Here is a 20,670-nt window from a genome sequence, read left to right as displayed (position 1 = left end):
CATGATCAGAATTCTCTTCTTCCTTCTCTTTGCTTTTACACTTTTTGCACAGACACCTGAGCTGAAGGTAGAGCTAAAAAACACTTCACAAGTCTTTTGCATTGCCGTTTCCGATGACGGGAAATACATGGCAACGGGTTCGATTGGGAAGGTGTTCATCTGGGATCTTGAAGAGGGGAGACTGACAAGCTGCATTAAGAATCTCCTTTACCCTGTATATTCGATGGGATTCACAACTGACTCAAAATCACTGTTGATGGCGATGGGTAACAATAATGTCGAACTTTGGGATTTGGAGACCCTTACAAAAACCACGACATATTTCGGACACTCCTACATGGTGAAGGAGCTGAAGGTAGCCAGGAACGGAAAATATTTTGTTTCGCTCGACTATAAAAACAAAATTATCCTGTGGGACATCAACAAAGGGAAAGCTCTCAGGGAATTTGAGCCGTCATCTTCACTTGTGCATTCTGTAGATTTCTCTCCGTCCGGAAAAGAGATAATAATCGGGCAGATGGAAGGCGGCATCCCTGTCATCGATCTTGCGTCAGGGAAGGAAATAAAGAAAATAAACGGGACCCGGACAACAGGCGACGATTATAAACCCGGGATGTCAGAGGACAGTATCATTATGATCTCAGTCAGGGACTATTCGATGGGAAACACTGTTCTGCATGAACCGGGAAAAATTATCGCGTTTCATGCGAATATGATAACTCTTTGGGATATTGAAAAGGGAGTGCAGGATCATTATCTTCCCCTGAAATTTACTCCTCTGAGGGCAACTCACACTCTGGACGGTAAAAAAGTGGCACTAAGAGGGGGGAAAGTAATGAAACTTCTCGACATGCAATCGATGAAAATTACAGATTCCATTTCACTCTCTCCAAACGATTTTCAACCCCTTGCCGTCGATTCAAAGGGGAAATATTTTCTCACAGGTGAGATGGACGGCAGTGTGAAATTCTTTGAAACGGGAAGCGGCAGGGAAGTAATGACCCTTTTTGCGTTCGATTCGACAGACTGGGCAGTCGTAACCCCTGATGGATATTTTGATGCATCACAGGGAGCAATGGGACTTTTGTATTTTGTTCAGGAGCTTGACATCATTCCTCTCGAGGCATATTTTGAGCAATCTTATATCCCTTCACTTTTTAGATCGGTAATTTCAGGCGGAGAAGCCAAAAGTTATAAACCTGAGAAAAGAGATGTCTTCACAAATGTGATGGTTCCTCCCTCGGTAAAACTCACTTCAGCGAATGAATCAAAGATTTCGAAGAACCCCGAAGAGGCAGTAAATATCACTATTTCCGATGAAGGTGGTGGAATAGACGAACTGCGGATTTATCAGAATGGCAAACTTGTTGATGTCAAATTTTACAAAGACAACAAACCAAAAGCAGGCACAAAGATAAAAGAAGTGTTTCCTGCACAACTGACCGTCGGGAACAATATCTTCAAGGCAAGTGCCTTTAGCAAGGGGAGGCTTGAGGGAAAATCGAACACAATTTTGATCAAATACGATGCCCCAAAACCGTCGTCAAATCTTTACATCCTTGCAATAGGTGTGAATAAATATGAGAACAGTAAATATAATCTGAATTTTGCAGGGGCTGATGCAGAACTGATCAGCAGGGAAATCGCCGGAATCAAGAACAACATTTTTAAAAATGTAATTGTAAAAACCTTGTATGATACCGACGCCACGATTAAAAATGTAAGAACCGCTCTCGACAGCATTGTTGCAAACGCAAAACCCGAAGATACATTTGTCTTTTATTTCTCGGGACATGGTGCCTCCGATGATGACCCTGAAGGAAACATGCAGGAGTTTTATTTCATCCTTCATGAAGTGCAGCAAATATACGGCAACCCTTCTGCCAGAAATCCCTTCGCACTTTCGGGAAAAGAGATGAAGGAATATTCCCTGAAGATAAAAGCACAGAAGCAGTTGATACTTATTGATGCATGTCAGTCAGGACAGGCACTCGAGAATTTTGCAATGCGTGGTGCACAGTCTGAAAAAGCCATTATCGATCTTTCTAAAAGCAGGGGTTTGTATATTATGGCTGCTTCCGAAGCGGACCAAACCGCAAAAGAGATAAAAGACCTCGGGCACGGGGTTTTTACCTACTCTCTTATTGAAGGATTAAAATGTGCCGCCGATTTCTTCGAGAAAGATGGTGTAATAAATGTGAAGGAGCTGAATATGTTTGTAAACAAAAAAGTTAAGGAAACGGCTCAGAAATACAACATTACACCCCAACGCCCCGTCAGTTGGGAATATTTGAATGATTTCCCCATAAAGGTGTGTGATTAGGGAGGTTTGAAGTTTGAAAAATTTGAGGGACGCAGATACACGCAGATTTAACGGAGCTACGCAGAGCAGGGAAGTTTGAAGTTTGAAATCAGTGGAATCCGCCGAATCAGTATAATCCGTGTTCAATTCGAACCTTTCTGATGTAGTTCACACGGTCCAAAAAAAATATTTTGCAAATCGTGCGAATATCCTTATTTTTGTAGTCTTGATAATTGGAGAATAAAAAATGGCAAAAGTTCAATCCTTCGGCGATAAAGCAAAAGGCAAGAAAAAAGATCCGTTTACCTCGGTTAAGGTGATCAAGTCGGTGAAGACTGACAAAGGTTCCTTCAAGTTTAACGAGAAATTCGTAAAACTTGACGACATGTCAAAAGTAACGGACATAAAATAAGTTTTAAAAGGCGTCCGCTCCCCCGGACGCTTTTTTTTTGTTTTACAGATTCTTTTCCTAAATTGCACCTCGAAAATCTCATCACTTTCTTTACATCAAAAAAATAACGATCATCACACAAATATGCCGTTTGTCACACGGATGAAACGACCCCGGAACATGTTTCTTCCCTGTAAGTAGAAATATTAAACAATTTCAAATTTAATAACCCGGAGACACCACAATGAAAACATCATTCAACTTTGTAGCAGCGCTTTTTGCTTTGCTTATAATCGCATCCTTTGTATCCCCCGATTTGACGGCACAGAGGAAGAAAAACCAGGTCGAGATTAATCACGACAGTATTGTAATTGCAAATTATGGAAAACCTGTTTATGGAACAGAGCAGGCAAAAAAAATTCAGGAGATTGCCAAAGTTCTTAACAAGGCAGCCGGACTTACCGGAAGCAGCATCATTAAGTTTAAGCTGATTCAAAATGAAGAGATCAACGCTTTTGCTTACATCAACGACAGCATCTATGTTCACACCGGATTGTTCAAATCGGTAGGAAACAGCATTGATCAGCTTGCATTTGTTCTTGCCCACGAGCTTGCACATGTTCTGATGAAACACCCTGCAAAAGGTGACGAATTTTTGAATAAAAACCCCAACGCCACAGAAGAGCAGTTCCTGAAACTGAGCCGTGAAATGGAATTCGAAGCAGACAAGTATGCAGTTCTCTACACAATGAGAGCCGGATACTCACCATTGGGCGGAATTGAATGGTTCAACTTCATGACAAACCAGGGATATGAGTACACACCTCACACAATGAGTTATGTTACACATCCCAACTTTACCGCAAGAGTTGTTGAAGTATTCAAACACATCGCCACCTACTATGAATATGCAAGAAATTTCGAATTTGGTTTGATCTACCTTAATTCAGGCGATTATAAAAACTCGATCACTGCTTTCAATAAATTCATCTCTGCATATCCAAACTTCAAGGAAGGTTACAACAACCTCGCAGTTGCGGTACTTTCACAGAAATTGAATCAGAAGGGAATCCAGCTTGAAGTGCTGCTCCCGACAACACTTTCAAAAGTTGACTTCTTCACCAACATATTCACTGTAAATACCAAAAGAGGTGAGTACAATCTGAAGAATTCCGAACTTGCAGAAGCTGAGAAGGCTCTTGCCAAAGCACTTGAGATCGATCCAAACTACATCCAGGCGTATGTTAACCTCGCAGTTCTGAACACATTGACCAAGAACTACAAGCCAGCAGTCGACGCTATCGCAAAAGCAGAATCAGTATCCAAGAAATCATACGATGTGATGATTGCCAAAGGATTCCTCCAGCTCGAGCAGAACAAATATAAAGAAGCTGCAGATATCTTTAAGACAGCGAACACTACTGATCCGACCAGACCGGAAGCTCTCTACAACATGGGACTCGCCTACACCTATGGTCAGATGAAAAATGAAGCTATCAACACCTGGAAAAACTTCCTCCAGAAGTTCAAAGACAGCTACTATGCTTCACAGGCTAAAGAGAAACTTGATGTACTCGAAGGCAAAAAAGCTCCATCAGCAGACAAGAAAAAAGATCCTGCTCCAAAGAAAGACGACAGACCTGATACCAGACCTAAAAACAAATTCAAAGCCGGTGCCACAAAGAATGCTCCTTCACTTGCCGGTCTGAACATGGGAATGAGCCAGAGTGATGTACTGAACAAACTGAAACTCCCTGCTTCAAAGAGCAAAGATGAATACGGCGACATCTGGTCATACGATACACCTGCAGCTATCATCTACTTCGACAGCAACAATAAAGTTGTAGGAGTTGTATCCTTCGATCCTACTCTTAAACTGACAGTGAACGGTAAATCATTCAGCGTAAACGATGACCTTCAGGATGCACTCAAGTTGCTCGGTGAAGCTACTTATGTTGACGATTTTGGTTCTGAACAGCAACTCGTATTCGAAGACTACGGAGTAATCATCTACGCAGTCGACGGAATAATTGCAGGAATCATGGCCTACTAAGACGAAACAATTCAAAAAAAAGAGGCTGTCCGAAAAAGCAGCCTCTTTTTGTTTTAAACAGTCAGGTAAAAAAACTACTCTGAAGCTGGTTTCACTCTTCGTCTTTTGAGCAGGAAGAATACCAGAACCACAACTACAACAAGACCGCCAAGAATGTAGAAGACAATATAATTGGGTTCCTGAGGTGCGAAAGTGGCTTCTATATATTTACCATCACCAATATCGTTGAACTTGAATTCCCAGATATATCTGCTTCCATCAACCTTGTGAGCATTGTGAGTGATGATCTCACCATCGAACTCAAAGATGAATGTTCTTGTGAATTCGATTCGGGGGTCAGGTCTTTCAGATGATGGTTTAATATATTGAAGAAATTTTTTCTGTCCCGGAGCCCCGTCCTGAAATGAGATGTCGAACATGTTAAACAGACGGGTGTTATTCAGCGCCTCTACCGATTTGAAGCCGATTTCGAGTTGAACAGTCCAGGCTTCTCCCTCTCCCGATTTGGTTGAGATTTTATTTATTGTGAAGAGGGTATCCTGGATCCTTTTCCTGATTTCAGCAGTGTCAAGTTGCTGCGACAGTTCTCTTCCCTGTTGAGAGCCTGCGGGGAAGGAGTAGCTCAGTTTCATCATCCCGCTGCCATCCCTGTTCAGTTGTGTCTCCTGTGAATAATTCAGGCATCCTGCTGTCAGGAGTGAGACGAAAAACAGAATGGAAAATGTCAGAGCATTCAATTTCATTTTATCCGTCATAGTCAGTTCGCTGCCTTGTCACCCATCGGAACAAAATGGAAGAAGTCGACATAGAATCTCTTCACATATTCATCAAGGAGTTTTGTTATCCGGTCATATTTGGGGGACGAAATAACGAGGCCGGCATGATACTGTTTTTTCAGTCTCCAAACTACTTCAGGATCATTGTAAGCATGAAGGTCGGGGTACTCCTGTTTTGCGAGAGAATTCAGAAGTGCTGCGTAATGTTTCTTCAACTTTGGCAGTCGGTACTTATGTCCTTTATCCAGAGTCTCAAGTTTTGCCCATTCAGCCCAGAGATTGATGCCGCTTGCAGCCAGAACGAGCTCAACGATGTTTGCACCCCCAACCCTTGCCGAGGTCTCGAGGAAGTAAAGATGCCCGTCTTTTCCTTTGATGAATTCAGTATGGTTGACCCCGGTTTTCATGCCGAGTGCTTTAAGTACAGTTTCATTCAATTTTAGAAGTGCTGCTTCGTCTTCACTGCCTCTGAGTACGGTGCGGGTTGTGAACACCCTCCCCTGATGAGCGACCTCGAGGGGCGGAAGACCATAGACACTGCATATGGCAAATTTAATTTCATGATCCTGGATTATCGTGTCGACATGATAGATATCTCCGGGGATGAATTTTTCCATCAGGTAGCCTGACTGTTCGTCACCCAGTTGATTAATAACATCCCAGGCATGCGCCTTCGATTCGAGTTTTTTCATGCCGATGGAGCCTGCCTGCATTCTGGGTTTCATAATGAAGGGGGGTTCTGTGGAATCCATGAATTTATTGATTTCATCGTAGTTGAGGACATGGATGAAATCGGGGACGAGCACACCTTTTTCGCGTGCGAGCATCCGCATCGAAAATTTGTCTCTGAAGTATCTCATGGTAGTTTCTCCCATACCCGGGACCCGGAGGTGCTCCCGAAGTGCGGCAGCCTTTTCAACATCAAAATCGTCGAGGGCGACGATTCTGTCGATAACAACATGCCGTGCAAGATAGCTTACCGCTTTAATGAGGTCGGGAAGATGCCACTCCTTGTTGTTGTCGGGCATATAATAGATTTCATCGATGCTTTCTTTGGGCCAGTTTTCATATTCGAGGCTTCTTGAAGTGATAAAAATAACATGCCAGCCGGTTTCATGAGCAGCGACCAAAAAGTCGGAACCTTTGTAAAAGCTTGAGATACAAAGGATTGTTTTCTTCTTTAAGTTAGACATCTGGTTACCTGTTAATTTTTTGATATTAAAAAGTAAAAGATAAGGAATAATCTAGATTTATGGCATTCTTTTGTCAAAAATAAAATGGAGAGGAATAAAAAAACAATTGAAATTGGTGTAAATTTTCTCTATTATTGAAGTCTGTTTTGAAAATAAATCGAGAGAAAGAGATGTTTGACCCAAATTATAAGTTTACAGTAACTGACCGTTTTTTAAGTTATGTAAAAGTGGATACACAATCAGATGATGATGCTCCGGGGTTTCCAACCACTGCCAAGCAGATGGACCTTTCGCGCATACTCGTTGAGGATCTCAAAGCTATCGGACTTGTGGATGCGGTTCTTGACGAACACGGATATGTGTACGCAACACTTCCTTCAAACAGTGAAAAGGAAGTGCCTGTCATTGGATTTATAGCTCATGTTGACACATCACCTGCAATCAGCGGGAAAGATGTGAAGCCGGTAATCCACAGAAATTATCAGTGTACAGATATTGTATTGCCGGGCGACCCGACAAAGGTTATCGATGTGGAATCGAATCCTGAATTGAAGGAGATGGCTGGTTTTGATATCATCACAACAGACGGAACCACACTTCTTGGAGCCGATGACAAAGCCGGCATTGCTGAAATTATGGACGCGATGAATTATCTGGTTACACATCCTGAAGTTAAACACGGAAAGATCAGAATCTGCTTCACACCCGATGAGGAAGTGGGCAGAGGAACCGAACATTTTGATGTAAAAGGATTTGGAGCGAAGTATGCCTACACGATAGATGGTTCAACCCGTGGTGAAGTGGAAACAGAGACATTCAGCGCTGATGCTGTGGCAATCACGATTCTTGGAAAGAATGTGCACCCGGGATACGCAAAAGGAAAGATGATAAATTCGATTCGGGTAGCGTCAAGATTCATGGAAAAGTTACCAAAGGATTCGCTCTGTCCCGAGATGACCGAAGGCAGGGAAGGTTATGTCCATTGTGTTGCATTCAACGGAACTGAGGAAAAGACGGTATTGAAGTTTATCATTCGTGACTTCATTGATGATAAACTGAAAGAATACGAGAGATTCCTCGAAAACCTGTTGAAGGATGTTATTGCCGAATATCCGGGAGCGAATTACGAGTTTCAGGTTATGGAACAGTATAGAAACATGAAATACATACTTGATCAGCATCCTGAAATTGAGAATAACGCCCTTGAATCACTAAAACGACTTGGCATAAAACCAATCCAGTCAGCAATAAGAGGGGGAACAGACGGTTCGAGACTCAGTTTCATGGGCTTGCCCACCCCAAATCTTTTTGCGGGCGGACATAATTTCCATGCAGCAACAGAATGGGTTGCAATTCAGGATATGGAAATGTCGGTAAAGAACATAGTTACCCTGGCAAATGTCTGGGAAACAAATTCCTGATCCGTCATTTAAAGTTCTAAAAACTAAAAAAGGCTGTCTCTTTCGGGCAGCCTTTTTTGTTTTATTTTAATTTAAGCTTTCTTTTTGCGGGTTCTGCGTCGTCTCGGCAGGTCCTTTGGAACCGGAGTTTTCCCCCTTATCCAGCAGTATTCTTTTGCCACTTCGATACCAAGAGCATAGAAGTTTATTTTTGGCAGAACTGCGGAATCATATCCCAGTGGCTGCATATAATTGTTGAGCTCATCAAGTGTGATTGCCCGTTTCTGAGCGTACAGAATGATATAGAACAGTTTATTCCTTTTCCAGCTTTTGGAAAGGATCAGTTTGTCCTGTAAATCAGGATGATCGAACAGGATAAAAAGATCACTCGTCAGGATTGTATTAGTAATGGTTTCGACATCGAATTCTTTAAAGAGGTCAGGTACCTTCGATAATCTCATATCGGGATATGCCGACTGGAAGAGGAAGTTGCTGATGAACAGGGGGTCTTTGGCGATGGTTTTTTTATTCTCTTCCCTGTGGTCTTTCAAGCCGTAAAAGTTTCCACCGTAGGAATCGATAAAATCGACATGCTGAAGTTTACTGGAGAATCCTGTAACGCTGACAACCCTTTTTTTATTGATCTCAGCCAGAAGTTCTTTTCCATGCATTACAAAGTTGTTTTTACTCAATACTTCGACAAGATACTCATTCACAATCTTTCTTTGGTCCATCTTTACAGAACTGTGAATAAAGCAGAAGAATCCCAGATCGACAATATCCTTCCCTCTCCTGAGAATTTGCACCAGTTCATATTTAGATCTGATGCGGGGAAACTGTTTTTTAGCGAGCTTAAAAAGAACGGAGGCATCAACAATTTTCTTCTGTTCTTCGAGAAAATCTGCAACAAGTTTTTGGATCGCAAGCGACTCATCACCCTGATAGGAAAGATGTTTTTCGACGCCGAAAGTATCCCGGTCGAGCTGCAGGACACTGGGGTTCATTCTTATGTGACACAGGGAGACCTTCAGATCGTGGTATTCTCTGCCATACAAATCTTTGATGAGAGCGATGAGGTCTTTTATTTTCATAGCCTCATCCCTTCCCTGAAGTGTGTGTTCAGCCATTTCGGGCAGGCTCAATCTCCCTCTAAGGATACATGTGTTGTTTTTGCGGATAATTTTAAAATATTTTATCGCCAGGAGGATTCTAAAAATATTAAGTTTCTCCCAGCCCTTTACATCAGAGAAGTCTTCCATGAATTGTTCCATGGTGACGCCATCTTTTTCCTTGAAATATTCACGGAGTCTCAGATAGTGGCCGTAGAGCGGATTTTCTTCGCGATAAATATTTTGAGAAACAAAAAACTTGTTACAATATGATGGAATACTCGGGTAGATGGTATTCAACATTCTGACGAAGGTGTCCACCTCCATTATATCATTATGAAAAAAATCAGGTTGGAGCACTTCGGGTTGCCTGACCAGTTGGTTCAGTATGTGCGCCTGCAGCTTTCTTTCGAGAGGAGAAATGTCGTGGCGGGCATCATCGATGAAAGCGACAAGTTTCTGCCTTACTCTTTCTGACGAGATACCGTGTTTTTTACCAATAACCTTCATATCCAGCCCCTGCCCAAAACGGAGATGAATAAAATCCTTCGTCCTCTCATCCTGGATATCGTGAAGAGCCTGCAGAATAAGAGCTGCTTCAGCGATGACATCTTTGTGGGAAGTCTTTGCAGAGTAGACATCCGTGGTCTGACTCGAGATAATCGACATGAAAGATCGAATCATATCAGTCAGGCTCTCTTTTGGTACTGTTACACTTTTAAGGTACTCATCGGGATAGAAAGCGAGCAGGTTGTGGATGTGGTAGACTTTTTTGATCCAGAGATTGCTTGAAATATACTTTTTATTTTTTGTGCTGAATTTAAGAAGGTATCTTTTTGCCGGATGATCAAGAATTTCTCTTAAGACGGGAGTAATTTCCATTTCATGACCATCGAGAAATATTTTTTCAGGGAATGTCTCCTTCAGTTTGAGAGCACTTCTCTTATCAATTTCCTTCAGAAACCTTCCCGGTTCACCGTAAAAAAGTTCGGCAATCAGGTGACGGGTCTGGTCGATGGTCACCTTTCTGACTCTGCGGTCTCTTAACAGGGAAACATAGTGAATATTCAGTATGTCCGTGTACTCTTTCGCCCCGGCAAGTTCAAAGAGTCTTTGTGAATTTTTTGGAAACAGTGACGCGTCAATCTCCACAGGGAAAATTGATTCATCAGGGGTTAAAGGGTTGATTCCGCAAAAAAGTGGTGTAGAAAGAAGTCTGAATTCCTGGTTTTCATCACCGGAAGTAATTGAATATCTCATCATGGCATCATTTAAATAGTTCGGTTAAAAATTGATATTAAATATGAATTGAAAATAATCAAAACATATCAACTTTATCAACGGCAAAATACTAATAAATTAAATTGCTTCCAAAAAATATTTGAGGGAAGGGAGTAAAATATCCTTCAATGGTAAAACTTTGTATTATAAATCATATCATGAGCCAACGGGAGAGAGAGGCTTGTCACCTGTAAGAACAGCTATAATGTTGTCTGCAGCGAGGTGCGCCATCGCTTTTCTGGTCTCAAATGTGGCACTTCCGAGGTGCGGGAGGAGTACTGCGTTGTCCAGAGAGAGGAGTTCGGGGTCAATCGCGGGTTCATTTGTGTAAACATCAAATCCAGCTGCATATATATTATTATTCTTCAAAATTCCAATAAGATGTTTTTCATTCACTATTTCACCTCTGGATGTATTAATGAAAACTGCATCCTTCTTCATCAGGTCGAGCATCGGGGCGGAAATTAATCCCCTGGTTTCAGGATTAAGCGGGATGTGGAGGGAGATGAAATCGGAAGTCCGCATCAGGTTTTCCAAATCTGAGAATTCTCCGGGCATTTCAGGTTTCCTGCTCCGGGAATAATAAATCACCTTCATTTTGAACGCAACCGCAATCCGGGCAACAGCCTGTGCTATTCTTCCGGCTCCGACCACTCCCAAGGTTTTCCCTGTAAGACCGGGACCTGTCAGCAATTCCGGTTTCCAACCTGTAAAGCGGTTTTCCCTTACCATCAACTCACCCTCCCTGAGATTCCTCGCAGCAGCCAGAATGAGGGCGAAAGTGATTTCCGCTGTGGCATCAGTAAGGATACCCGGGGTATTTGTTACCACAATGCCGTTTGCTTTGGCTGAATCCAGATCGATGTTGTTGAATCCAACCGCATAGTTCGCAATAATTTTGCAGCGGGTCAAGGAACCGATGACCTCTTTGCCTATGTTATCACTAAGAAGGGAGATGAGTCCGTCGCAGTCTTTTGCCATCTGAATTATTTCATCTCTGGTTAAAGAGCGGTTAAACGGATTTTCAGTGTATTGAATATTGTGGCTCTGAAACTTTTCTTCGAGATTGCCGGGAAGGTGATAAGTTGAAAATACTTTCATAGAGGTAACTTTAGGGACTAAATTTATGAATTTGACCATTCAAATTTAATTTTTATCATGGTTTTTATTTCAACCAAATTAATGGAGTAAAAATGACGCGCAAATCCAGTTTTATATTTTTGACGGCATTCGTTGCGGTTTTATTCTCATTCGGATTTAAAGTGTACGACAAGGCACCCGATTTCGAGTTAAAGGCGACCGACGGAAAGATGATTAAACTTTCCGATTACAAGGGAAAGATAGTGATCATAGATTTTTGGGCTACCTGGTGCCCCCCCTGCAGAAAGGGAATTCCCGACCTTGTCGAATTGCAGGAAAAATATGGAAAAGACCTCGTGATTATCGGGATAAGTCTTGATGACAAAAGAACCATCAAGGATGTGGAGCCGTTTGTTTCCAAATATAAAATCAACTATCCGGTGGTTTACGGTGACGAAAAAACAGTGGGACTGTTCGGAAATATCGAGTCGATACCTACAAGTTTTGTTATTGACCGTGAAGGGAACATTGTGAAGACACATGTGGGATTGATACCAAAATCGGAATACGAAAAAGATATTGAAGGATTACTGAAGTAGGCTGATGCCTCTCAGGGGAGGGATTTTTTCAGGCTGAAGAAGTTCTTCCCTTCCTTGTCCCTTTTATAATGTACATCGTGCCCAAGCATTGTTATAATAAACAATCCGAAATGTTCAGGGATGGAAAACCTGTCCTCCGCTTTTGGTGAGGTTCGCTCTCTGTTCTTAAGAGTAAGCTCATGTTCTCCCGTCACTTCACACACCACTTCAAAATCAGCATCGAGATGAAGGATGAATTTTTCCCCCTCGAGTCCTTTGTAAGGTGGCTTGTGTTTTACGGTTCCCGGAGTGCTGTCTTCCTTCACCGGTTTTATCGTGAATCCTGCTCCTTCAAAAACCATTTCGATGCTAAAGAGGTCCTCTTCGAACGAAAATTGAAATTCAACTTCCGAACTGCCTGAATGGTTGACGGCATTTGTGAAAAGTTCGTGGAGGAGGAGTTTGCAGTCTGAAAGGTATTTTGTGTTCTCCGCAGATTTCTCAATTCCGGCGAAGGACTCAATAATCCTGATCCCCGTTTCCGAGAAGAAGACCTGATGTCTGGCAGAAGCCGGTAATTTTAGAGAAACCTTGCAGGGGTCCATTATTCCAGTGTTTTCTTCAACTGTGTAAAGTTTTTGAATATTTCGAACAAATTGTAAAGCTTTGTCGACTCGAATGTTGATTCAACTCTTTCCTGTGTTCCAAAAACTTTTATTGTAACATTGTGTTTGAGAGATTCCTTATATCCGGCAACAAGTGACCCGATAAAAGAGGAATCGATATAGTCAACTTTGGAAAAATCAATTGCTATAATCGCACCCGGGTGCATGGTAATCTCCTCGATAAGAAGATTCCTGAATTCAGGAGCAATCGTTGAGGTAGCGCGCGGGTTATGAATACGGAAAACCTTGATTCCGCTGTGTATCATTATGTCGAAGTTCATTTTGTCAACTCTGTTGAAGAAATAAAAACCATATCCTAAACTTAAGTTGATTTGGTGAACAAATCAAATATAATTGTATCATAAATCAAAAAAGATTAAATTTATTAATTGATTTTCAAGCAAAACTAATTATACTGAATGAAATTGAATATTATTTTAGATGAAAATATAGAAAACGCCCGACAAACATTCGAATATCTCGGACGAACAGAACTGGTGCATGGCAGAAAGATCACCCCGGAGACTGTCAGGGATGCTGACATTCTTATTGTAAGATCGATAACGAATGTAAACAGGGAACTCCTCGAGGGGAGCAGTGTACGGTTTGTGGGTACTGCAACGATAGGTACAGATCATGTTGATACCGCTTATCTTGCTGATAGGGGGATTGGATTTTCGTCGGCTAAAGGTTGCAACTCAGATGCAGTGGCAGAATATGTTTTCATTTCGATTTTCCGTGCTGCGGTAAGAAAGGGGTTTTCACTTAGAGGGAAATCAATAGGTATTGTTGGATGTGGCAATATCGGCAGTCGAGTCGAAAGAATAGGAAAAGCTTTCGGTTTCGAGACAGTTGTGAATGATCCGCCACTGCATCGGGAAACAGGCGATCCAAAATTCCGCTCTTTGGAAGATGCATTGAAATGCGACATCATCTCGTTTCATACACCGCTTAACCGCACAGGGACTGACCGTACATTTCATCTGCTTGATGCTGAGAGGATGAAACTTCTGAAAAACGATGCCATTGTGATAAACGCATCGAGAGGGGAAGTAATTGACAACTCTGCATTTGATTTCAAACTTGCAGAGAGCAACATTACCGCCATACTTGATGTGTGGGAGGGGGAACCTCTCTTTTCACCTTCACTTCTTGCCAAAACCTTCATAGCATCACCCCATGTTGCGGGATACTCTCTTGAAGGGAAAATAAACGGAACCCGGATAATCCATGATGCCTTGTGCGATTTCCTCGGTTTGGAAAGGCAATCGCCTCCCGCTCTGCCCAAGGTGGAAAACAATGTGGTGGAATACCGGGACACGGGGAGTTTCGAAGATACTGTCGAGAGGATTCTCTGTTTTGATTATGATCCTGATTCAGATACCGCAAATATGCATGAAGCTGCCAAACTTCCCGACCGGGAAAGAGGTGCTGCTTTTGACAGCTTAAGAAAGCACTACAATCTCAGGCGGGAGTATTCAAACTATTTTATTAAAGGGGATATCGTTGATCCTGTCATAAAAGCGGGGCTTCAGGCGCTCAGATACAATTTTTCAGGAGGTTAGTTCCCCTTTGCGGGGAGCTTAAAATTAACGGTTATGTCTGTGAATGCGTTTACTTCCCGTCCCTTCAACTTTGCCGGTAGAAAAGCTGTGTATCGCACGGTGATTGCTGCAGACTCGTCACATCCCAGCCCGAGGGATTTTACCACTTCTGTTTTTTCGACTGCTCCTTCAGTGTTGATGAGGGCTCGGATGATGACCGTTCCTTCGAGTCCGTCTTCCATTGCTCGCGAAGGATAGAACAACCTGCTGTAGAATTCCTCTTCACCTCTTAGAAAGCGGGCAGGCTCATCGTAAGTGTCGTAAATCGCGGGGTCACCCGGGGGAATCGCAGGTTTGTATTTTTGAAGGAATGCCACTTCCTCTTTAGTGAGCTTTATGGAGGCGAGATTATATTTTTTGTTGTCGTTGTCATCACCGGCAATCTGATTGTCGGGCGAAACGGGATCTGACTTTTTTATGGCGCCGTTATAAAAATTAAGGCTGGCAACCAGGTTCCCAAGCGAATCATACCTCTCATAAATACCCGTTCTTCTTCCGTCAACTATCTGAAAAGACTCCATCACACTTCCGTTGCTGTAGTAGTTTTTTACAACTCCCTCAACTCTCCCTGATATATACGGAATTTCGGAAACAAGGTGCCCCGAGGGATCGAAAATCCTGCCGACTCCGTCTCGTACTTTGTTTTTAAGGACAAAAATTTCAGAAACAGCACCATTCGGGTGAAAATTTTTTAATGTGTCCTGAGCATTCAACAGGGGTGAGAGAACTGCCACGAAAACGGTCAGGATCAAAAGTTTTTTAGTCGTAATACTTTGCTCTCCTGTGGGTTGATTTCATACACTCCTCGCTGCATGAGTAGTCCATAACCTTGCGGCAGTCTTCGCAGCACACAAAAATCCTGTCGCAGATCAGATTGTGACAATTGATGTATTTTGAGGTTGGTTTTCCACAATGTTCGCATTCAGCCACATGTTTCAACTCCTCTTTGGTGTTCACTTCGACAACTCTGCGGTTATCGAACACAAACATGCCCCCTTCCCAGTAGGTATCGGGGTATTTGTGGAGGTAACTGACAATTCCGCCATCGAGCTGCCACACATCCTTGAAACCTTTTTCCACCATCACTGCGGATGCCTTTTCGCACCTTATGCCACCTGTGCAGTATGTAATCACGGTTTTGTCTTTCAGGTCTTCAATCTGGTCGACGAAACCGGGCCAGTCCCTGAAATTTTCGATATGGGGAGTCATGGCGTTTTTGAATCTGCCAATCTTGCTTTCATACCAGTTGCGGGTGTCGATGATAACAAATTCCTTCCCTTCCTCGTAGAATTTAAGGAGCTGTTCGGGAGAAAGTCTTTTGCCGCCGAGGCTCAGGTCGATGTCCCTTGCCCCCGAATTGACCAGTTCGTTTCTTACTCGCACGAACATTTTTTCATGGCAGAGACCTGTAATCGGGTCTTCCTTGAATACAACTTCGCCAATGAAAGGAAAAGACTGAAGATACTGCTTGAAAATTTCGATTTTTTTCCTCTCGCCGGAGATGGAACCGTTTATTCCTTCATTGGCAAGATAGATTTTCCCCTTAATCTCTTCCTGGAGGCAGAAATTAAGGAGAACCGGCTGAAATTCTTCGGGGTCTTCAATTTTTGTGTATTTGTAGAATGTAATAACTACACAACTGTTGTTATCGGACAGAATGGATTCCTTTTAAAATAGAAAAGCAGTACAAAATAATTTACAAACTACTGTGTACTGCCAAAACTCAAAAAAAACTGACTATTTTGCTGAGGTTTCGCCTTGGGCAGTTTCTTTTTTTGCCCTGTTGATGTTCTTCAGGGTAGGTCTGAATTTGCCGTTGGATCCTTTAAAGATCTTTCCTCTTTTTGTTCTTGGGTCGCCTTTGCCCATTATGCACCTTTTTAATTGATAAACAGTCTGCAAAAATACACTATAATCAGTTAATAATCAAGAGGGAAATAAAAGTCTCGACAGGAGCGGGAGTCCTGTAATCCAATAGGATATTCTCCATCCCGGTGATTACAATTTCGAGTGATTCCAGTTCGGCCTTAATTTCTTCCAGATAGTATTTATCAAGCATAAAGTACTTCCGAATAGTATCAACCTTGTGACACCATGTTTCTTACATATTGAGATTGCTCTATTTATTACTTCGTTTGCCATAAAACTAAATTTTTAGGTGAATCATAAATTCAAACATCAGATGGTAGCAGAGAATCTTACTCAAAATTATGCAATTGGTCTGAATTACTTGTAAACTTCAAACAAGGCCTATTATGCTGCATAAAGAATTTTACCATTTTTTAAAACTGACTGGGTGAAGCCACTATTATCATTTTCAAGAGAGAGTATGACGGGTTCGATACGGGCATCCACTTCCCAGGCCAGTCGAAATAAAAAAGCATTATCTTCCAAAATGTTTGTGCCTTCATACTTTTCAAAAACTACAGCTATATCTATGTCACTAAATTCCTTCTGCTCTCCCCTTAAATACGAACCGAATAAAATGACATATTTGGGACTGAATGATTGTTTTATTTTTAATATGAATCTGTCGATTACTGAGATTGTTTCAGTATCCAATTTGCCAACTCCTCAGTTTTGTTTAACAACAAATTACAATGTTCTTTTGTCTGGATTTTTCCAATTTCTTCTTTTTCATGCGAATATCTACCCGCAATGTTAAGAGGCATCAACTCAGATAAAAGTATTTTTTGCTCAATCGTGAGCAAATTCGACAGACCGGAACGGTCACTTAAAATTACCAGATTGTGAGTGAATGGCGGCTCTTCTTGAATTTTAAACCAAAAATGACCCTTAAGAGCCTTTTCAATAATTAGATGGCAAAAAAATCCGACATAAAGATACCTCTTTGACTCAAGCATGGCTTTTGCAGTTTCCAAATCATAGAAAACCATTTCAAACCAATAGTTAACTTTCTTTTTTATCTCTTCAGTCAAGAATATCCAAAATGAATTGTAAATGAACCTAAACTTAAGAAATAAGCGATTAAAAAAAAAGCTACCCCGCAGAGGAGGGATTGGATATTCACATATTCCTCTTTTTACCATTTGTTAACCCTTGTGTAGCCGGATTGGAAAAGTGCCACGGGTTTTCGCCTGTTTATGAATCGAACCCGGTGCTTTTTATCATGGTTTTCATCACAGTAAGCATGGTTAAAACAAAAAACAAGTCAGACTGCCACCGGAAACAGGGATCCCCTAAACGAGCGGTAAAATAAAATTATGGTCGGTTGAAAAAATGAGAAATATCAAGCAACCTTTTCTGATATTTCGTGGTCAAAAGAACAGAACTTAATAACAAGGAAAATCACATGAAATCTTCAAGTAACACAATCAAAAAAACGATCTTTTTGCTCCCTCTTTTGGCGGTATCCCTGATATCATCCTCATGTTCCACCCACTACAGCGATTACAGTCACAAGGATGTGGTAGCCAAACTGCTTCTGGAAAAGTCATTTCAGGTTACGGCAGGAGGGAAACTGGGTGTTGAAGTGGTGGCGGCTGATGTCGATGTAACCACATGGAACCAGAATGAAGTAAGCGTAAAGATTTACGGGGATGAAGATGCGCTTGACAAGGTTGACATCGCAGTTGAACAATCGGGCAACACAGTTTCTGTATCCATTGAGAAAAAAAGTTTTCTGAAAAGCCTGAGCAATCTCGATTTAAGGGTTGAAGTAAAAACTCCCGCAAGCTACAGTGCTGAAGTGAAGACCAGCGGTGGATTTATCAAATTGAAAGACATGAACGGAAGCCTCGCTCTTAAAACATCGGGTGGTAACATTGGAGTTGCCAATTCTTCAGGGTCACTTGATGCCAGAACAAGTGGCGGTGATGTAAAGCTTGGTAAATTCAAAGGTTCTGCAAAACTTCATACATCGGGTGGAAATGTTCAGGTGAAGGATGTCGAAGGTTCCATCGAGGCAGGCACATCAGGTGGAGATGTTGATATAGACAGTCAGTCCGGTTCCATAGTAGCAAAGACATCAGGCGGAAGCATTCGCCTCAAATATACAGGAGAGAATCAGGGGGTTGAATGTTCAACCTCGGGCGGTGACATTGATGTATTCGTTCCTGAATCCTTCAAGGCAGATGTGATGCTGAAAACCTCGGGCGGATCGGTAAGTTGCGAACTCCCGGCATCGAATGTAAAAACAGGCAACAGCAGTTTCACAGGCACGGTAAACGGTGGTGGTGTTCCTCTAATCTGCAAAACCAGCGGTGGATCGATATCGCTGAACAAGCTCAAATAGTTTTCTAAAGAGAACAACCGGATAAAAAGCATGCTGGAGAAATCCCGCATGCTTTTTCCTTTTAAAGGGGTTATTCTGTTATTCGGAGCAAGAACCCCAATTCAATACTTTGTAGTGATGCAAATTTGATTTATTTTGAACTTTGGTTTTAATAAATTCACGATACAAATAAATGCAGCAAACAAGCGACTTTCTAATTGATCTCGACGACCGGTTAAGGATAAAAAGTGTTGAAACAAAGGGGAAAGAAAGAAGACTTTCTGCATCAGCACTTCACGGAAGAAACTTCAGGGAAGTATTCCGTCCTGTAACGAGCGCAAGCGCTTTCGACATAGAATCGATACTAAAAAACGGCTTTGCCGGTTCTTTTCTATCGAGGGAGATTCCGGGCAACGGAATGTTCATAAAGATAGTGCCTAAGGAAGAGGGATTCACTGCTTTCGGTTTTTTTCTCACCACATCTGACAATGAACTCAGTGACCCTGTTCTGAAGGATCTGCTTTCGTCTCACTCGGATATCGATTTTTTCCTGTGGCAGGACAGTGATCCGATGAATCCCAATGCACCCGTCAGTTTTAATGATCAGGTTGAAAAAATAACAGGCTACACATCCGTGGAGTTGAATAAAATGCACGGACGGCTCTTCTCGATAATTCACAGGGCTGATGTGACTAATGTTCTACGGGTTTTGAATGAGGCAAAAAACAACCATGCCCAGCATAAGGTAAAACTTGAATTCAGACTGGTTACGAAAAGTGAAGAGGTGATTTGGGTTTCGGAACTGCGGAACATCACGAGAAACAGCAAAGGTGATCCTGAAAAGGTTTCGGGAATTGTTACCGATATTACAAAACTGAAACTCAAGCAGTTCAACCTTGAGGAATCGGAGACACACCTCAAACGGCTGAATGATTCCAAAGACAGATTTATCAACATCCTTTCGCATGATCTCAGGGGCCCATATACCAGTATCCTGGGGTTTGCCGAGATCCTTTTGAATGAGCCTGATCTTCCGGAACATGAGAAAATAGAGTACCTTACTTACATCTATGAAGCTTCGGTCTCACAGTTGCAGTTTATTAATTATCTGCTGGACTGGTCACGACTCAGAACGGGAAAATTGAAACCCGAAAGTCAGAGATTGCCGGCTCATGCGCTGATTCACAATTGTGTTTCGAACCTCACCGGAAATGCCATCAGGAAAAATATTGAGATTGTTCTTGATGTGCCGATAGATTTATATGTCCATGCCGATGAGAGACTTGCGGGTCAGGTGATTTCAAATCTCTTGAACAACGCTATTAAATTTTCCTTCGAGAACAGTAAAGTGGAAATTACCGCGGGGCTTTTCAATACCCGGCAGGTGGAGTTTATTGTAAAAGATCACGGTATGGGAATTTCACCCGATGACAAGGCGAAGCTCTTCAACCTCGATAAGATTGTCTCTAAAGAGGGTTCAAAAGGGGAAAAAGGAAGCGGATTTGGCTTGACCCTCGTGAAGGAGATAGTGGAAAAACATGGCGGGGAGATATGGTTTTATTCGGAAGAGGACAGCGGAAGCGAGTTCCACTTCACCCTGCCCGTACCTGCGAACACCATCATGATAGTCGATTCAGAACCGGAAGAAGAGAAATCACTCAGGGAAATGATTCATTCAGAGTTTAAGGATTACGAGCTTGTCAGCGTGGATAACGGTTATGAGGCGGTCGATCTCTTAAAAGAGAGTGCCCCGGCACTTATCATAGCAGGGAAAAACATGCCGCTCATGTCGTGTGAGCAATTTATCGAGGCAGTGAATCCTTCAGACAGCCACTTCAAAACCCCTGTTGTTCTGCTTAGCGATGACGGGAGAGCGGATTCGGATTTCCATTTGGAGCGGGGAGTAAAAGCAATTCTTCAGAGACCAATAGACAAGACCAAACTAACAGAGGCAGTAAAATCAATAATCAACTAACATTGTCAAACCAACAGAGGCAATCAGGC

At 42.2% G+C, this 20,670-nt stretch carries 20 protein-coding genes; 8 read left to right on the top strand and 12 right to left on the bottom strand.

Going from position 1 to position 20,670, the window contains the following annotated elements:
• Position 1: 1 nt before the first annotated feature.
• From LCH52_15040 to LCH52_15030, 3 genes are all read left to right on the top strand, one after another.
• Positions 2 to 2,323 (top strand): caspase family protein, encoded by a 2,322-nt coding sequence (locus LCH52_15040; protein ID MCA0389802.1) that lies wholly within the window; start codon positions 2 to 4, stop codon positions 2,321 to 2,323.
• Positions 2,324 to 2,549: 226 nt separating this feature from the next.
• Positions 2,550 to 2,714 carry a hypothetical protein gene (locus LCH52_15035; protein MCA0389801.1) on the top strand — a complete coding sequence of 55 codons (165 nt, stop codon included), beginning with the start codon at positions 2,550 to 2,552 and terminating at the stop codon, positions 2,712 to 2,714.
• 223 nt (positions 2,715 to 2,937) lie between these two features.
• Entirely contained in the window at positions 2,938 to 4,746 is a 1,809-nt protein-coding gene (locus tag LCH52_15030) for a M48 family metalloprotease (protein ID MCA0389800.1), read from the top strand.
• 74 nt (positions 4,747 to 4,820) lie between these two features.
• Here the strand turns inward: LCH52_15030 and LCH52_15025 are convergent, their stop codons facing one another.
• Together LCH52_15025 and LCH52_15020 are read right to left on the bottom strand one after the other, a co-directional pair.
• Complete coding sequence (locus LCH52_15025) at positions 4,821 to 5,489, bottom strand: hypothetical protein (GenBank protein MCA0389799.1); 669 nt, start codon at positions 5,487 to 5,489, stop codon at positions 4,821 to 4,823.
• Between the two features lie 14 nt (positions 5,490 to 5,503).
• Positions 5,504 to 6,715 carry an ATP-grasp domain-containing protein gene (locus LCH52_15020; GenBank protein MCA0389798.1) on the bottom strand — a complete coding sequence of 404 codons (1,212 nt, stop codon included), beginning with the start codon at positions 6,713 to 6,715 and terminating at the stop codon, positions 5,504 to 5,506.
• A 170-nt stretch (positions 6,716 to 6,885) separates the two neighbouring features.
• Between LCH52_15020 and pepT the strand changes: the two genes are divergently transcribed.
• Complete coding sequence (gene pepT / locus LCH52_15015) at positions 6,886 to 8,136, top strand: peptidase T (GenBank protein MCA0389797.1); 1,251 nt, start codon at positions 6,886 to 6,888, stop codon at positions 8,134 to 8,136.
• 71 nt (positions 8,137 to 8,207) lie between these two features.
• Here pepT and LCH52_15010 read toward each other — a convergent pair whose 3' ends face one another.
• Together LCH52_15010 and LCH52_15005 are read right to left on the bottom strand one after the other, a co-directional pair.
• Positions 8,208 to 10,487: a hypothetical protein gene (locus LCH52_15010; protein ID MCA0389796.1), complete on the bottom strand. Its 2,280-nt coding sequence runs from the start codon at positions 10,485 to 10,487 to the stop codon at positions 8,208 to 8,210.
• Positions 10,488 to 10,661: 174 nt separating this feature from the next.
• Positions 10,662 to 11,606, bottom strand: a complete 945-nt coding sequence (locus tag LCH52_15005) for a D-glycerate dehydrogenase (GenBank protein ID MCA0389795.1) — start codon at positions 11,604 to 11,606, stop codon at positions 10,662 to 10,664.
• 92 nt (positions 11,607 to 11,698) lie between these two features.
• Here LCH52_15005 and LCH52_15000 point away from each other — a divergent pair, with 92 nt between their 5' ends.
• Entirely contained in the window at positions 11,699 to 12,184 is a 486-nt protein-coding gene (locus LCH52_15000; GenBank protein MCA0389794.1) for a TlpA family protein disulfide reductase, read from the top strand.
• 11 nt (positions 12,185 to 12,195) lie between these two features.
• On the opposite strand, the gene LCH52_14995 is transcribed toward LCH52_15000, so the two are convergent.
• The gene (locus LCH52_14995) at positions 12,196 to 12,768 is read right to left on the bottom strand and encodes an ATP-binding protein (protein ID MCA0389793.1); all 573 of its coding nucleotides are present in this window, start codon (positions 12,766 to 12,768) and stop codon (positions 12,196 to 12,198) included.
• Positions 12,768 to 13,109, bottom strand: coding sequence for an STAS domain-containing protein (locus LCH52_14990; GenBank protein ID MCA0389792.1), 342 nt, complete (start codon positions 13,107 to 13,109; stop codon positions 12,768 to 12,770). Before LCH52_14990 ends, LCH52_14995 begins: the two co-directional genes overlap by 1 nt.
• Before the next feature lie 144 nt (positions 13,110 to 13,253).
• On the opposite strand from LCH52_14990, the gene LCH52_14985 reads away from it, so the two are divergent.
• Positions 13,254 to 14,393, top strand: coding sequence for a 4-phosphoerythronate dehydrogenase (locus LCH52_14985; protein MCA0389791.1), 1,140 nt, complete (start codon positions 13,254 to 13,256; stop codon positions 14,391 to 14,393).
• On the opposite strand, the gene LCH52_14980 is transcribed toward LCH52_14985, so the two are convergent.
• The 6 genes from LCH52_14980 to LCH52_14955 form a co-directional block, all read right to left on the bottom strand.
• Positions 14,390 to 15,184 carry a TonB family protein gene (locus tag LCH52_14980; protein ID MCA0389790.1) on the bottom strand — a complete coding sequence of 265 codons (795 nt, stop codon included), beginning with the start codon at positions 15,182 to 15,184 and terminating at the stop codon, positions 14,390 to 14,392. The two genes, LCH52_14985 and LCH52_14980, sit on opposite strands and share 4 nt — an antisense overlap.
• A gap of 7 nt (positions 15,185 to 15,191) precedes the next feature.
• A complete protein-coding gene (locus LCH52_14975; protein ID MCA0389789.1) occupies positions 15,192 to 16,061 on the bottom strand; it encodes a rhodanese-related sulfurtransferase in 870 nt (289 codons plus the stop codon).
• 108 nt (positions 16,062 to 16,169) lie between these two features.
• Positions 16,170 to 16,301 (bottom strand): 30S ribosomal protein THX, encoded by a 132-nt coding sequence (locus LCH52_14970; protein MCA0389788.1) that lies wholly within the window; start codon positions 16,299 to 16,301, stop codon positions 16,170 to 16,172.
• 46 nt (positions 16,302 to 16,347) lie between these two features.
• Positions 16,348 to 16,491 carry a hypothetical protein gene (locus tag LCH52_14965; GenBank protein MCA0389787.1) on the bottom strand — a complete coding sequence of 48 codons (144 nt, stop codon included), beginning with the start codon at positions 16,489 to 16,491 and terminating at the stop codon, positions 16,348 to 16,350.
• 194 nt (positions 16,492 to 16,685) lie between these two features.
• A complete protein-coding gene (locus LCH52_14960; GenBank protein ID MCA0389786.1) occupies positions 16,686 to 16,994 on the bottom strand; it encodes a nucleotidyltransferase domain-containing protein in 309 nt (102 codons plus the stop codon).
• Complete coding sequence (locus tag LCH52_14955; GenBank protein MCA0389785.1) at positions 16,970 to 17,371, bottom strand: HEPN domain-containing protein; 402 nt, start codon at positions 17,369 to 17,371, stop codon at positions 16,970 to 16,972. Before LCH52_14955 ends, LCH52_14960 begins: the two co-directional genes overlap by 25 nt.
• Before the next feature lie 374 nt (positions 17,372 to 17,745).
• Here LCH52_14955 and LCH52_14950 point away from each other — a divergent pair, with 374 nt between their 5' ends.
• Positions 17,746 to 18,687, top strand: coding sequence for a DUF4097 domain-containing protein (locus LCH52_14950; protein ID MCA0389784.1), 942 nt, complete (start codon positions 17,746 to 17,748; stop codon positions 18,685 to 18,687).
• Positions 18,688 to 18,859: 172 nt separating this feature from the next.
• A complete protein-coding gene (locus LCH52_14945) occupies positions 18,860 to 20,641 on the top strand; it encodes a PAS domain-containing protein (GenBank protein ID MCA0389783.1) in 1,782 nt (593 codons plus the stop codon).
• Positions 20,642 to 20,670: the final 29 nt, after the last annotated feature.

This window comes from Bacteroidota bacterium (genome assembly GCA_020161395.1).
Taxonomy (GTDB): Bacteria; Bacteroidota; Ignavibacteria; order Ignavibacteriales; family Ignavibacteriaceae; genus UTCHB3.
This window is presented reverse-complemented; position numbering and strand designations above follow the sequence as displayed.

Bases quoted from the DNA above. Each gene is read 5' to 3' on its own strand.
- LCH52_15040 (MCA0389802.1), top strand. From the start codon at position 2: ATGATCAGAATTCTCTTCTTCCTTCTCTTTGCTTTTACACTTTTTGCA.
- LCH52_15035 (MCA0389801.1), top strand. From the start codon at position 2,550: ATGGCAAAAGTTCAATCCTTCGGCGATAAAGCAAAAGGCAAGAAAAAA.
- LCH52_15030 (MCA0389800.1), top strand. From the start codon at position 2,938: ATGAAAACATCATTCAACTTTGTAGCAGCGCTTTTTGCTTTGCTTATA.
- LCH52_15025 (MCA0389799.1), bottom strand. From the start codon at position 5,489: ATGAAATTGAATGCTCTGACATTTTCCATTCTGTTTTTCGTCTCACTC.
- LCH52_15020 (MCA0389798.1), bottom strand. From the start codon at position 6,715: ATGTCTAACTTAAAGAAGAAAACAATCCTTTGTATCTCAAGCTTTTAC.
- pepT (MCA0389797.1), top strand. From the start codon at position 6,886: ATGTTTGACCCAAATTATAAGTTTACAGTAACTGACCGTTTTTTAAGT.
- LCH52_15010 (MCA0389796.1), bottom strand. From the start codon at position 10,487: ATGATGAGATATTCAATTACTTCCGGTGATGAAAACCAGGAATTCAGA.
- LCH52_15005 (MCA0389795.1), bottom strand. From the start codon at position 11,606: ATGAAAGTATTTTCAACTTATCACCTTCCCGGCAATCTCGAAGAAAAG.
- LCH52_15000 (MCA0389794.1), top strand. From the start codon at position 11,699: ATGACGCGCAAATCCAGTTTTATATTTTTGACGGCATTCGTTGCGGTT.
- LCH52_14995 (MCA0389793.1), bottom strand. From the start codon at position 12,768: ATGGACCCCTGCAAGGTTTCTCTAAAATTACCGGCTTCTGCCAGACAT.
- LCH52_14990 (MCA0389792.1), bottom strand. From the start codon at position 13,109: ATGAACTTCGACATAATGATACACAGCGGAATCAAGGTTTTCCGTATT.
- LCH52_14970 (MCA0389788.1), bottom strand. From the start codon at position 16,301: ATGGGCAAAGGCGACCCAAGAACAAAAAGAGGAAAGATCTTTAAAGGA.
- LCH52_14965 (MCA0389787.1), bottom strand. From the start codon at position 16,491: ATGCTTGATAAATACTATCTGGAAGAAATTAAGGCCGAACTGGAATCA.
- LCH52_14950 (MCA0389784.1), top strand. From the start codon at position 17,746: ATGAAATCTTCAAGTAACACAATCAAAAAAACGATCTTTTTGCTCCCT.
- LCH52_14945 (MCA0389783.1), top strand. From the start codon at position 18,860: ATGCAGCAAACAAGCGACTTTCTAATTGATCTCGACGACCGGTTAAGG.